General features: G+C 60.5%; 11 protein-coding genes. All 11 read right to left on the bottom strand.

The window, feature by feature from the left end; genetic code table 11:
• Positions 1 to 11: 11 nt before the first annotated feature.
• The gene (locus C5S61_RS00605) at positions 12 to 1379 is read right to left on the bottom strand and encodes a hypothetical protein (RefSeq protein WP_110513203.1); all 1368 of its coding nucleotides are present in this window, start codon (positions 1377 to 1379) and stop codon (positions 12 to 14) included.
• 67 nt (positions 1380 to 1446) lie between these two features.
• A complete protein-coding gene (locus tag C5S61_RS00600) occupies positions 1447 to 4842 on the bottom strand; it encodes a hypothetical protein (protein ID WP_110513202.1) in 3396 nt (1131 codons plus the stop codon).
• Between the two features lie 165 nt (positions 4843 to 5007).
• On the bottom strand, positions 5008 to 5391 hold the full coding sequence (locus C5S61_RS00595; RefSeq protein WP_110513201.1) for a hypothetical protein: 384 nt from the start codon (positions 5389 to 5391) through the stop codon (positions 5008 to 5010).
• 54 nt (positions 5392 to 5445) lie between these two features.
• The gene (locus C5S61_RS00590) at positions 5446 to 6462 is read right to left on the bottom strand and encodes a hypothetical protein (RefSeq protein WP_110513200.1); all 1017 of its coding nucleotides are present in this window, start codon (positions 6460 to 6462) and stop codon (positions 5446 to 5448) included.
• Positions 6459 to 6821 (bottom strand): hypothetical protein, encoded by a 363-nt coding sequence (locus tag C5S61_RS26695; protein WP_164689143.1) that lies wholly within the window; start codon positions 6819 to 6821, stop codon positions 6459 to 6461. Before C5S61_RS26695 ends, C5S61_RS00590 begins: the two co-directional genes overlap by 4 nt.
• Complete coding sequence (locus C5S61_RS00580) at positions 6818 to 7267, bottom strand: hypothetical protein (RefSeq protein ID WP_110513199.1); 450 nt, start codon at positions 7265 to 7267, stop codon at positions 6818 to 6820. Before C5S61_RS00580 ends, C5S61_RS26695 begins: the two co-directional genes overlap by 4 nt.
• A gap of 145 nt (positions 7268 to 7412) precedes the next feature.
• Positions 7413 to 10529 (bottom strand): Tn3 family transposase, encoded by a 3117-nt coding sequence (locus C5S61_RS00575; protein WP_110513198.1) that lies wholly within the window; start codon positions 10527 to 10529, stop codon positions 7413 to 7415.
• A gap of 27 nt (positions 10530 to 10556) precedes the next feature.
• Entirely contained in the window at positions 10557 to 11192 is a 636-nt protein-coding gene (locus C5S61_RS00570; RefSeq protein WP_110513197.1) for a class I SAM-dependent methyltransferase, read from the bottom strand.
• The gene (gene lspA / locus C5S61_RS00565) at positions 11189 to 11758 is read right to left on the bottom strand and encodes a signal peptidase II (protein WP_110513196.1); all 570 of its coding nucleotides are present in this window, start codon (positions 11756 to 11758) and stop codon (positions 11189 to 11191) included. The genes C5S61_RS00570 and lspA overlap by 4 nt, the downstream gene beginning before the upstream one ends.
• A gap of 20 nt (positions 11759 to 11778) precedes the next feature.
• A complete protein-coding gene (locus C5S61_RS00560) occupies positions 11779 to 12360 on the bottom strand; it encodes a protein-S-isoprenylcysteine O-methyltransferase (RefSeq protein WP_110513195.1) in 582 nt (193 codons plus the stop codon).
• A 42-nt stretch (positions 12361 to 12402) separates the two neighbouring features.
• Positions 12403 to 13203 carry a cation efflux transmembrane domain-containing protein gene (locus C5S61_RS00555; protein WP_110513194.1) on the bottom strand — a complete coding sequence of 267 codons (801 nt, stop codon included), beginning with the start codon at positions 13201 to 13203 and terminating at the stop codon, positions 12403 to 12405.
• Positions 13204 to 13207 lie beyond the last annotated feature (4 nt).

Raw genomic sequence — 13207 nt, 5'->3', positions numbered from 1 at the left:
GAGCGCCTCGCTTACTCTGGAATCCGGTAGGCCCGATAGCGGTCAAGGGTCAGGATATAATTGGTTACCGCGCTGGCCGCATCGACGACCCGCCAGTTGGTGCTATACGTGCCGACATAGACGGCATCGAGATTCGCATCCGCTCCGGCAGCGGTTTGCCCAGGCACCTGCACCGGTAAGCGACCCCGCGCGCCGACAAACTTGCCGGTGATAGCGACCCGGGGGCGGTAGGTTGGTTGGAAGTCGAGCACAACGCCGGTGGGGCTGCTATTGATCGTAAACGGTTCAAGGATGCGCACCCCATACTCGGTGCGCGTGGTATCGACGATGTAGCTGGTTTCAATATCCACGATCGCCGCAGCGCTGGCGGTGACCCGATAGCGTAAGCGGGTGCTGACACTATTAATCGCAATCTCGCGGAAGATGACGATTTGTGGATTGGTGGTCGTGCCGCCACTCACCACTTCTTCGGGCGAGACCAGACTTTGGCCATTCTCCAGATTCTCCAAGACCGCCGCAATCCGCACACTCACCCCCGCCGTCCGCACGGCAATCTTGGTGACCACGGTCTGTCGCCCACTGACGCTGAAGCTGCCGCTGTGCTGTGGGGTGATGCTGGTTACCCCGGTACTCAGCGTGCCACGCACCACGGTGGTATCACGCGCTTTTTGGGCAGATTGGTTGTTGTTGATCCATGTGGCATCATTGCTCCAGCTATTGCCCGCCACAATCTGAACCCCACCTTGTTTGCTCATCAGCAGCGCGGAAAGCGGCATGTTCAGAAAGCCACTACTGGTGGGTGGAAAATTGCCGGCAACCACGACCCGAGCTGGGGAGGGAATGGCATGGATGGTCGCGCCAAAGTTCAGCGTCATCACATTGCCATTCGCCACGCTGCTCGAGGTCACGCGATCATAGTCATTCACTTCGCTGGGCAACCACCAGCCGCCCGACTGGAAGCTGATGGCCACGCCATTAATGCCTGGGGGAATCGCTTGCAAATCGGTATCAATTATGCCAGCAGGCACATCCGGCACCGCCGCATCGAGCAAACTGCGCACAAGCGGTGTGCTGCGATTACTGCCAAAAGGCTGAAATAGCACCCGTGGCCGCAACGTTTCATACAGCTCGGGGGCGGTGCGGTAGTAGGTTGCAGCGGTCAGAATCCGCCCCAGTTTTTGCAAGCGACTCATGGCATCCGCCGCCGTGCTGCCCACAATATTAATCAGCCATTGGGTTTCGACCGGGCGATCATCGTGGGTGCTGGGAATGGCCCCACCGCCCAAGACAAAGGTGGCATCGGCTCCCGCGCTGGGGTCGCCAATGGTAAAGGTGTCGGTTCCGGCAATCAACGAACAGGTGCGTTGGGTAGTTGGCATAGGTTCTTCCTTTTCTATTCCGATAAGAGGTGCACATATCTAGATATATGTACCTCTTATCGGACAGTTACCGGATCAGCGTGGTGGATTTCATGCGTTGCCGGACCTGGCTCTGTTGCCCCATCCCTTGATTGTTTTGGGCCAGAATCCGGCGCATAAGTGCTTCGACTTGGGCAAGCGTCAAACCGCCTGCCTGAATGGCCACGCTGGTTGGCCCAGCTGCAGCGGGCATTGAGGGCGCGTCACGTCGGGCTGGTTGCACCAGCGGTGCGGGCGTGACGGTGGGTAGGCGATCGGGGCGTGACCGATTGACCCGTTCGGTTTCACTCAGTTTGAGCAGATAATCAATCCCGCCTGCTTTGCGAATCACATCGGAGCGGGTTGGGTCAACAATAATTTCGCGGGCGTGGGCTTGGACGATCATATCGCGCGCCAACCCCCGATCGCCGGTGCCTAGGGCATAGCTGGCTTCGACCTTATCCTGTGTGGTGTAGGTTGCGTCATCACCAGGTGCAGGTGTGCCGCTTGGGACACGACCAGCGGCATTCGCGGCGTTGCTCGCAGCGCTCGCGACAAGGCCATACAACGCGATCGTGGCATCGGCCCACGTTTGATGGGCCTGCAATTGTTCGGTTTGTTTGTCGACAATCCCGCGCATGGTGTCGGCAAAGTCATCCCGCAGCTTCGCCTGGGCTTCGCTATAGTCGGCGTTCTCACTGGCCAAGGCTTCATCGCGTTCGGCTTTCAGGCTATCATTGGCCGTTTCCAAGTCGCTCAGGCGTTTAGCCGCCAGGTCATCCTTAATCTGATCGGCTTTCTCCAAGAGCCGCAGTTGTTCTTCGAGATCGGCACGATCGGCAGCGGTCAATTCTGCCGTTTCATCGGCCAACTGTTGACGCAGCTGGCGCATGCGATCGGTGCGTTGCTGATCCGCTTCAATTTCTTCTTCTGCCGCTTTCAGATAGGCATCGGCTTCTTTGGCGCGTCCCGCTTGGGCCATCACCTGGGCTTTGTCCCATGCCTCCGTTTGCTTGCGCAGCGCCTCTGCCCGATCCGCTTTGTTCATGCCGGCGACCGATTCCAAGAAATCGGCTTGGCCAGCAAACTTTTGGCGATTGAAGGATTGTTCAGCGGCCAGTGCTTTGCGGTGGTAGTCATCCTCAATCTTGCGCACGGTGGCATAGTGATCACGGGTGAGCCGTTCGGCCTTCTCCTGAAAATCCTCTTTCGCCTTCGCAATCTTGGCTTCGGTTTGCTCGGCCTGTTTGATGCGCTGTTCGGCTTCGCGGTCGCTGGCGGTTTTGCCACTGTTGCGGCTGCCACCATTCCCACGGCTCCCACCGCCGCCACTGCTCCGCCGCGTTGTGCCGCGTGTCGTGCGGACACGGTCGGCATTGTGGCGATTGAATTCATCGGCTTGGCGTTCGGCTTCGCGCTGCCGCGCAGCTGCGCCTGCGGGATTGACCAAATCTTGCGAGCGATCGACAACCGCATCTTTGTATTGGCGCTGATCGCGGGGGTCGATGCCCTCGGCGCGCAGCTCATTGCGGGCTGCGGTGGTATTGCGCGGCATTTGAGCTGCGCCTTCCATCAAGGCTTTATAGGCGAGCGCATCGCCAGCCGTTTGGGCGGCAGCGGCGAGATCGTAGAGACTGCCGGTTTCGGCAGCCAGCGCGCCAATATGATCATCGGCAGCCAAGCGCGCGTTTTGGGTCAAGAGGGCAAGGGTTTCCTGCTCCATACTGGCTTCGATCGTGGCATCGATTTTGGCGTAGAGACTATCGGTATGGGCTTCAACCGCCGCCGTAAATTCATCGGTGCTGGCGGTTGCCTCGCGCGTGCTGCTCGCGACCAGCAACGTTGCCGATTCGAGGCGTGTCAGTTCAATTTCATCTTGTACCACTTGCTGCTCAATCGCATCGAGCGCATCGCGGTACATCGTCGCATCGATTGATCCGGCACTGAAGGCAAAGGTCGTGGCTTCGACGGCCCCGCGTGCCCGCTCACTCTTTTCTGACAGGGTATCCGCGCGCACCGCGAGATCGGCAATGGCGGTGCTGGAGAGTCCCGCCGCCTCGGCTTTGCGCACAAACGCATCGCCTAAACTGCGCACCCGATCCATGGCCGATTGGGCATCCATGCCCGTTTTGAGGAAGGCTTCGGCCAAATGGTACTGACGCTCGGTGACCATGCCCTCGGTGGCATCCAGATCCTTTAAGGACTGCTCATAGGTGGCAAAGCTCTTGCCCGATTGGATAGCGAGATAGTCCACCTCATGCAGCCGCTGGGCGACCGTGAAGTTTTGGCTGGTGAGGCGATCCAGCACATCAATGCCCTCGGCAAAGAAGCCCACAATATCGCCAGCCAGGACTTTCAAACTGTTGCCAAAGTTTTCCAGATGGGCTTCCGCGCGGGCAATCTTGGCGGCGTTGGAGTCAACATCGACCCCAACATCGTTGATCATCTGCTGGCCGCTCTGCATGACCGCTTGTTGGAAGGCGAGTGCCTTTTCCTGATCGTTCAGCGCATCGGCGGTTTTACCAATGGATTTGGCGTAGGTCTCATTCGCCTTGGCCACATCGACCGTGATCCCAAGGTTGTCGATGATCATTTTGCTATTGCGTGCGAGGCCCGTCACCAGCGAATCGAACATGAAGTTGATATCTTCGCCGGTGGCTTTCGACGCGGCTCGGGCAATCTCCAACAGCTGCGGCACATCTTTGGCCAGGCGATCACCGGCGAGCAAGACGGCCTTATTGGCCCCAATCATCAGATTGGTTTCGCTAATCGTGCCTGCGCTCGCGTCTTTGAGGGCGGCGAGATAGGTGGTACTGGACATGCCGGATTTACGGGCAAGGTTCTCGAAGGCTTCCTCAACGCCTTCGATCGCGGCCCCTTCTTTGCCCCACTGCACCACCTTGCGGACTGCCTCAACCCCCACATAGGCCTTGGCCACGCCCATCAAGCCATCAGCGAGACCGCCCATCGAGCCTTTCGCGTCGCTCATGGCGGAGTCTTCGTGGCGCATGGCATCGGCGGCGGTCAGCGTGCGCTGCTCCAGCTGCCGCATGCTCACGCTGGCCTTCTCGATACTGATGACTTTGCGCTCAATTGCGTCACTGGTGGAGCGGGCTTGCTGTTGCAGCTTCTCCATGCTGCGCTCTAAGGTGGCAATGGTGGTGGCATTGCTGTCGGCTTTGGCGCGTTCCTGCTCCAGCGCGCGCGTGGTTGCCTCAATCGTGCTTTCGAGTTTGGCTTGCTTGCCCGTGAGATCGGTCACTGACTTCGCCACGAGGTCTTGGGATTGCCCCGCCAGCCGATATTTATCCGCCAACGTTTGCACGGTTGCGGCGGCGCGGGTCGATTGCTCGTTCAGGGACGCAAGCTGGCCACCAGCAGCGGCGAGTTTGCTGGTGGCCTCATCGCGCAGGGTGAGAATCAGATCAAGGGTTTCTTCCGCCACGGCCCTGCTCCTCGGCATGCCAGTCGCTTTCCGCATTGGCACGCGCGATTAATTCATCGATAAAGCCAGCCGGTTGCTGGCGAATTTGCTCATAGGTCCAGCCGAAGCGCATGGTCAAGGCGACCTCGGCATCATAGTCGCCGATGCGTGCGGCCCCTCCACCACTTAGCTGGCTGTACCATCCCCAGTAGAGGTGGTCGGCGTGGCTGATGGTGTGCTGCTGGTGTCGCCCGTTAATGGTGCGGCCTTTGGGTAGATCACCGCCTCGGCATGGGCAACCGCCCGTTGCACCAGCGGATCACGGGCATCGAGCGCTGCGATGTTCGCCGGAATGAGGGGCATGCCATCGAAGGATGGCCCTGACCAACCCTCGATCGTGGCTTCGAGCATCAGTAACTGGCGGCGATAGGTGGTGACGTACTCGCCTTCGATCTGCATCAAGGCATCGGCATAGTCGGCGCGTTGGCCATAGGTCAAACCGGTGAGCATGGTGATGGTGTCGTCAGCATCGGTCAGGGCGATGGTGGTGGTTGGGGTAAAACGACTCATTGGGCTATCCTTTCGCGGAATAAAAATGATTCAGCTCGGCTAAGAAACCGTGGCTTAGACGGTGGTTTTGGTATTCTGGCAGGCCATGCGGAGATCGCTGCCAATGGTTGGTTCATAGGCATGGTCAAGGGTGAGCTTGATCGTGCGGGCGTTCTTCTGTGCCCCCCAGGTCATGGCTTTGAGCACGCCATAGCCATCGACTTCGAGATAGCGATAGCTGGGATTCCCCGCCACGGTCTCGATGAAGGTGCCGTTATGGCGCACGCGCACCTTACAGCGCACGCCGTTGCGCCAGCGGTCGTAATCGATCAGGTCATCAAAATAGAGGGTCAGGATGGTTTGCGGCGAACTCACGCCGACATTGACCCGATTCCAGGTGCGATTGCCACTGGGGCCACTGGCCGACTTATCGGGTTCGAGCCCTGGTTGAAAGGTGTGCTCGACTTGAATCACGCGAAAGGTTGCCGGAGTCGTCCCAATGGCATCGCTGCCTTGGTCAATCCAGCACTCTAAGTCACTCGGAATCACCAGATCGCCAGCGGTTTGCGGTGGCAAGGCGAGCGTGCTGACCGCTTCCATAAATTGGGCGAAGCCATCGAGGTCGAACTTGGTGGCGGCATTCCCCACCACATTGCTCGTGAGCTTGCAATTGTTTAAGCCCCCAAAAGCAGCACGAAAGGTTTGCACGTTGGGATCACCAAACCAGAGCGTGGCAAATTTGGTATTGGCACTGGTCATCACGCGGGTGGACTCCCACAACCGTGCGAGCGTTGCCCCCGCTGGAGTCGTTGGCGCAGTGAGCGCTCCGTTGTGCAGCATTTGCATCAGAAACGGCATCAGATCGAGGTCGAGACCGCCACTGGCTTTCCACTTGGATTGGCGATTAACCACCGCCGAGCGGTAGATTTTGGCCAACGTGCCGCGCGATTCTTCTGGCTCGTCGTGCGTGATTTCAGGATCGACTTGGCCTTTGGCGGTGACATAATGGGTTGGCGCACTGGCGGGCGTGCCAGCGGTGGCTTCCCGCGCCATGGCGAAGGATTCAAAAGCAATTTGTTGGGCAATGGTCATTCAGCACCTCCTTTGCGGCGTGTGCTCGTCGCCGTCGGCGTTGGCTCGGGTTCACTCGGTGGCTCCGGGTCAACGGGTGGATCTGGCTCCACGGGTGGTTTAGGTTCTGGCTCGCTTGGTGGCTCAGTCGGTGGTGTTGGCTCCACCGGTAGCTCTGGTTCGGGCTCCGGTTCGGGTAAGCGTTCCGCCACATACGCGACACCCGCAGGCGTTGGCTGGTACATCGGCGCGGCAGCCACACTGCGTAGCTGCCAATCCGCCATCTGCACACAGTGGGTCGCGGTCAAATCGGCCAAGGGAATGCCCGGCAAAAATCCGGCATCGGGTGTGGCCACATAGGTAAAATAAATCACCGTCATTGCAGGGTAATCCTTGTATACATATCAAGGGCGCGATAGAGCTGTTTGCCCCCAATCGCCACCCACACCGCTTCCGCCCGTTCGACCGTCGCTATTCCCCGCCGCATGGCACTCCAGTTGCCCAAACGCCGACCCTCGGATGAACCGTTGATGGTGGCAGGCAGGTCAAAGACATAGGGCATCAAGGCTGCTTCACAGCGATCGCTCCCTGCATCAGCAACCACCAGCCGCGAGAGAATCACGACCTCGCTGATTGTCACAGGGGTGCTTGGCGCATAGGTCACGTGCTCGAGCAAACTGTAGAGCGTTGGACACTGGCTGATCGTCTTGGGTTCCTCGGTCAACAACGCGACATTCTGGCCACTGGCATTCAGGCGCACCAAGCTTGACAGGGTGGCAAAGCGCTGGTGCAGCTGGTCAATGATGGCCTGATAGGTGATGGTCATGAGCGACCTCGTAACTCGCTTATTAAGTCGGCAGCGGCCAGCTTCAACAGCAAGGACAAACTGGGCCGTGCCTCCGTCAAACCGCGCCGCATGAAGGGGTTGATCACAGCGCGCCCCGATTAAGGCCTGTGAACATCTGTTCGCTTCAATCGGGTGCTACATGCGCTGGTGCACCGTCGGCGGACGTGGCTGTGTCAGCTGGATGATACTGGACCATCGTGGCGACACAGTGCGCCAATGGGACGGCCGCCGGTTCGTCGCCAAAGGCATACTGGCCATGCAGGTTGATGTGATGCCAGGCCATCGGGGACACCTCTTTCAAGAAGGTGGCACCCGCCGCGTCACCGTGGGATTCCTTGAGCGCGACGGCGTCTGAGAGCATGCGGATGTTGTAGTAGAGGATCGCATTGACCAGCAGTCGGCTGCACGCATCCCACAACTCCTGTTCCTCATCGCTGCTGAAGCGCAGCTTGCCGGCATTCCCCTGCGTCAGCGCCCGCTTCAGCTGGTGATATTGCTCCCCGCGGTTCAGCGCCCGTTGCACATGCTGCCGGACGGTTTCGGAATCGACGTAGTCCAAGAGATACTGGCTCGCCACCAGATGATCGTACTCCCACAGCGCCTGGAGTGTCCGATTACGGCGCTTGGTTGCGCTCAATTTGCTCACCAGCACGCTTTGGGTCGTCGTCTTGCGCGCCAGGGAGACGAAGATCCGCAGCAGATTGTCCCATTCCCGACTGATCAGGTCCAGATTGAGCGTGCGCACCGGCCGAAACAGCGCATCGGCACCATACTGATTGGGATGCTGACACCCATACAGGCCCGTGGCGATTTTTGCGTGCAGATCGGCATAGCGCGGGGCAAACTCCACGCCAAACACCTTCAACAGCGCAAAATTGACATGGTTGGTGCCATGGGTATCCGTTGAATGGATGGCTGGGCGGATGTCCGTCGGATTGTTGTACAAGAGGTCGAAGACCCACTGACTTTCCGCATCATGGGCGCTCACCATGCGGGCCGCCACGGGGATATTGCTGGCCACCAGGCTGATGGAGACGACCCCTTTCCCCAAGCCATAGTATTTGGGGGAGTGCTGCGCTTTGAGGGTGTCGTGGTCGGTGGCGAATTTCTGGCCATCGCTGCTGGAGTGGATGACCCCGCCGAGATCATAGGCGCGAAAGAGCGGCAGGGCGGCAATGGCGTTGCTGATGATGGTGGTCGCGGCCTGCACCGTTTCCAGGCGCAGATAGTTCTCCGAGGCCCGGATCAGCCACCCGGTCGGCAGATCACACGACTCGCCCATGCGATGGAGACTGAGATTGGTCCCCCAGGCAATCAGGCAGGCGCGGAGGACACGATCGTCGCGGGTGTGGTGATGGCCGCGCCCCAAGATGTGTTCAATCGCGCTCATGAAGCCACATTCACGCTCCACATAGGCCAGGATCGCATTGAGGGTCACTTGCGGCAGGGTTTCAAACAGTGCGTGATTCGGCCGTTCGCGCCCTTTCGGCGTCTGGAGCGTCCAGGTTCGCGTTTTACCGTGCTTCTTGATGGTAATTCCTGGATTTTCACCCCGGGCGATCCGGCTATTGACCGCCACGAACTGGGCTTCGAGCGCCTGTTCCAGCTCGGCCAGATGCTCGGCAATCGGCTGCTGGAGGATGGGCGACTCGATGTCAGCGATCAAGGCGTCGCGGTGGGCATGCCAGTCGTCGAGCGGGATCAGGTCATCGTCGAGGCTGCGGAAGCGGATACTCTGCGGGCAGACGAGATCGCCGGATTCCAGGGCCGCGCGCAGGGCGGTGTACACATAGAACTCATAGCGATCGCGGATGAGCTGGGGCGTGCCATCCGCGGCTTTGGTGTACAGATAGCGCTTCAGGCGGACCGGCAGACACTGGGTTGGGATGGTGGCGGCAGACACCTGGGACAGGGGCCGCCCACGGGTGGCCAGATCCTGGAGGAAGTGGACGGCCTCCAGGAGGGGACTCGTCGCGGTGCTGGCCTCCAGCGGGATCGCCTTGAGCAAGGGGCGCAGCCGGCCTTTAAAGCGGAGCGCCAGCGTGTCAATGTACTCCCAGATAAAGGCGGTTTCGTCACAGCCGGCGCCGGTGACGAGGTAGGCCGCCGTCCGGGTGAGGGCGGCGCGGTCCAGCAGGCCGAACGCCGCCGCTTGGACGTGACTCAAGGGTGTGGTCGGCGGGAGCGGTCCGTCGGCGACCAACTGGAGCACGCGGCCGGCCTGGACCAGATCCGTGGTGAGCGCGGTGCGGTAGGCGTAGACCTGCTCCTTGGCCGCCGTTTTGGCGGCATCCCAATAGTCCTTGACCGCATGCATGACGCCACTCAGCAGATGATCGTGGACCCGCTGGTAGCGGTGGTGGACGAAGCACAGGAGGTAGATCGGCACCATCTTGGTTTCGAGATCCTTGAGCCGGGCGGCGGAATAGTAGCCGACGAGGGAGGCATAGTAGCTGATGGCCTCCGGCGAGATGGCCAGGAGGGGGAGCAGCCGCGCGGCCAGGGTGGCGAGCGGCAGGAGGGCCGCTGCGCGGTCGCGTTCCTGCCGTAGGGCGCTATGACTGAGGGTCTTGGGCGCGCGGCGGAGCAGGGTGAGACGATAGCGGCCATCGGTGATGGTCAAAAGGTCCGCGAGGGCCGCGCCGTCTGCGGTGCTGAGGTGGGTCTGAAGCAGGGCGATCAGGCGCTCCTCTTCGGCGGTGAGGGCTTTGCCGATGATGGTTTCCTGGAGGGTGGTGTAGCCGGGGAGGATGCACTGCTGGGTCGTACAATGCTGGAGGATCATGCGGAGGAGATACTGGGGCTTCGGGCTGATGCGGGCGGCCTGGAGGGCCACCTGGACGGCCTGCGCCCGATCCGCTGCGCGGGGGCGCCGATAGCCAAAGCGTTCCAGGATGAGCGTGCGTTGGGTGAGGAGCGTGTTCTTGCCCATGACGCGCAGGTCGTCCGGAGCCATGCCCAGGTCGAGCTGGGCGCTGATGAACTGGAGGTCGTCGCGGACATCGGCGAGGGTGACGGTAAAAAAGCGTTGTTTGGCCTTGAAATAGCCGAGTTGGAGGACGAAGAAGGCCTGCACCGCAGGATCGGTGAAGGTCTGCATCAGCGCCAGCTCCATCGGCACCGGCGTGAAGTATTCGGTTCGCTCCTCATCAGTCAAGACCGGGCGGTCGTAGAGCGCGGCCACATCGGCGGCATCAAGCAGGTGGAGCCGTTTGGTTCGCGCGGATGGTGGTGCCGTCATTAAACGTGGTCCTTCTGTGTCAGCACCTTAGGAATCCTGGGAAACGGGTATGGCGGCCAAGCTACCGGCGCGGCGGCCGACGCCAATCACAAAGTCGCCAAAAAATCGCTCGACCGTCTGCGTTACAGGCATTCCATGCCGTTCAACCTCCGCAACAAACGCCTGCGCACTAAACCGGTTGTCGCGGGGGTGATCCAGGAAGGTGCGATAGGACCAGCGGCGCAAGGCATGATCGGTGACTTCCTCAAAGAAGAACCGTCCACCAGGCCGCAGCACCCGGCAAATCTCGCGCAGGGCTGCGGGCCACTCCGGAATATGATGAATAATCCCAAAATCGACGACCGCATCGAAGCTGGCATCGGGTGCAGCGATCGCGGCGGCATCGGCGACAGCCAGCACCAGGCGATCCGATCCATACGCGGCTAACCGCTGGCGTGCGAGGACGACCATAGTCGGGTCAAGATCACAGGCGACCACCCGGTGGGCACCAAAATGCTCAAAGAGCAGCGCAGTTCCCACGCCGCGTCCACACCCAATTTCAAGCACCTGGAGTCCATCCAGACGCCCACCCAGGCGTTCCAGCAACGGCGCTTCATACCACCGTTGGAGCGCCGCCCGGATGGGGTTGTTCATGAGCGCTTTTTCAATCCCGTTGAGTTTCATGAGATCTCCTTGTCGTGCATGCCATGGTCCGACAGGGCGGGAGCGTGCGGGGAGGAAGGCGTGCGGGGTGCTTCCGCAGCCGACGATCTGGTGCGCTGATCCTCCTGCCACAGCACGACGAAGAGGCCAATGGCCCCTAAAGACACCGCCACATCAGCACTATTAAAGACCTGGAAGATCGGGAGGATTGGCAGGTGGAGAAAATCGACAACATAGCCATGCTGGATGCGATCAAGCACATTGCCAACACCACCGGCTGCTAGCGTGGCGGTGCTGATCTGGGCCAGCCGGCTCGTGGTGCGGAACCAGTGGCGGGTCCACCAGAGCATGCCTCCAATGATGAGGCCGGCGAGGACCCCGATCAGGGCGGAATAGCCATGGAAGAGGCCAAAGGCCATGCCGCTATTACGCACAAACACCAGGCGCAGCATACCAGGAATGGGGTTCAGAGGTGGTCCATCGACCAGTGTGTGCAGCACCCAGCGTTTCAATCCTTGATCAACCAGAACGATGCTGAGGCCGATCAGGAGCGGCAGCGCCGCCGTCGAGCGAGCGGAACGGACCATGGTGTGTCTCTCCCCGTGCGTCACAATGGGCGACGGAGCCGGGGAAGAATCCGCCCGGTCCGCTGCATATAGGTGCGATAGGCCACGCCAAACGTCTCCATCATGAGTGCTTCCTCGGAGGGTACGCGGACGCGGTAGAGGACGAGCATGCCCGCAAGATGGGACCAGCCGGCAATCCAATTCTGGAGCAGGAGCGGCTGGGCCATCCCCCAAAGCAGGAAGGCAGCATACATCGGGTGCCGAATATGGGTATAGACCCCGTGTGTCACGAGGTCATGCCCCTGACGAACGTGCAGGGTCTGCGACCAGTTTCGACCCAGATCCGCATGCGACCGCCACAACACGCCCAGTGCGATGCCAAACAGCCCGGTGCCAAGCCAGCCCGCCCACGCCGGCAGGTGATACGTCGCACGGTCAAAGATCGGGGTGGTGACGTGCACCAGGGGAATGACCAGGATTCCCACGAATCCAAGGCCCAGGACCACGTATTCCCGCCAGGTGACGGCGCTGCGCGTGACCACACGCTGCCGCGTCATCCAGCGATACCACAGGCGCATCCCAAAGGCCAGCGCCACGCCCCCGCTATAGATGGTCTCGAACATGGCATCCTCCGAGAACGCAGTGCACTGCCGCCGCCAGAGCGGTCATGGCTGCCGTGACAAGCGGACAATGCGCCACGCACCCCGCGCGACAACCACAAAGATGATGGCGCCAACGACCAAATCGGGCAGCGACGAATCGGTCAGCCAGACCAACAGCCCCGCCGTGATGACGCCAAGATTGACCACCACATCATTGGCAGTAAAGATGCGGCTGGCTTGCATATGCGCTTCCTGGTCCTGATTGCGCTGGATGATGATGAGCGAGATCACGTTGCCAATCAAGGCCACCACCGAGATGCCGATCATCAGGCCAAAGGCGGGTTCTTCCGTCGGCATCAGCACCCGCCGGAGTACTTCCGCGATCCCGAAAAAGGCCAGGCCAAACTGGACGTACCCGCTCATGCGGGCGATCTGGCGCTTGGTCGTGACGGCGCGGCCGACGGCATACAGGCTCAACCCATAGACCAGGGCATCCGCGAGCATGTCCAGCGAGTCCGCAATAAGGCCCAGCGAGTGGGCGATCACGCCCATCACCACTTCAAGCCCGAACAAGGCGGCATTAATCACGAGCACAATCGTCAGCAGCCGGCGCTGCCCTGTGGTGTCTTCGGCCACCGGAACCGTGGTCGCAGCCTCGTGATCAACCAGCTGTGCGCCCAACTGGAGTGCTTCAAGGCTCTGGGTGATCGCGGTTGGTGCGCCGGTATGCGTCACAACCAGCGTACGTTCACCAAGATTAAAGGCGAGGTGCTGGATTTCCGCATGGGGTTCCAGCTGCATCCGAACCATCTGTTCTTCGGCGGCACAATCCATGTGCGCAACCCGAAAGGTCGTAGTAAACATGGGA

It is taken from the genome of Herpetosiphon llansteffanensis, from assembly GCF_003205875.1.
GTDB lineage: Bacteria > Chloroflexota > Chloroflexia > Chloroflexales > Herpetosiphonaceae > Herpetosiphon > Herpetosiphon llansteffanensis.
The sequence above is the reverse complement of the archived record's forward strand: the minus strand, read 5'-3'. Positions and strand labels throughout refer to the sequence as shown.

What these genes read in the sequence shown, in the direction of transcription:
- C5S61_RS26695 (WP_164689143.1), bottom strand. Translation starts at nt 6,821, where the DNA reads ATGACGGTGATTTATTTTACCTATGTGGCCACACCCGATGCCGGATTT.
- C5S61_RS00590 (WP_110513200.1), bottom strand. Translation starts at nt 6,462, where the DNA reads ATGACCATTGCCCAACAAATTGCTTTTGAATCCTTCGCCATGGCGCGG.
- C5S61_RS00575 (WP_110513198.1), bottom strand. Translation starts at nt 10,529, where the DNA reads ATGACGGCACCACCATCCGCGCGAACCAAACGGCTCCACCTGCTTGAT.
- lspA (WP_110513196.1), bottom strand. Translation starts at nt 11,758, where the DNA reads ATGGTCCGTTCCGCTCGCTCGACGGCGGCGCTGCCGCTCCTGATCGGC.
- C5S61_RS00605 (WP_110513203.1), bottom strand. Translation starts at nt 1,379, where the DNA reads ATGCCAACTACCCAACGCACCTGTTCGTTGATTGCCGGAACCGACACC.
- C5S61_RS00595 (WP_110513201.1), bottom strand. Translation starts at nt 5,391, where the DNA reads ATGAGTCGTTTTACCCCAACCACCACCATCGCCCTGACCGATGCTGAC.
- C5S61_RS00555 (WP_110513194.1), bottom strand. Translation starts at nt 13,203, where the DNA reads ATGTTTACTACGACCTTTCGGGTTGCGCACATGGATTGTGCCGCCGAA.
- C5S61_RS00580 (WP_110513199.1), bottom strand. Translation starts at nt 7,267, where the DNA reads ATGACCATCACCTATCAGGCCATCATTGACCAGCTGCACCAGCGCTTT.
- C5S61_RS00570 (WP_110513197.1), bottom strand. Translation starts at nt 11,192, where the DNA reads ATGAAACTCAACGGGATTGAAAAAGCGCTCATGAACAACCCCATCCGG.
- C5S61_RS00560 (WP_110513195.1), bottom strand. Translation starts at nt 12,360, where the DNA reads ATGTTCGAGACCATCTATAGCGGGGGCGTGGCGCTGGCCTTTGGGATG.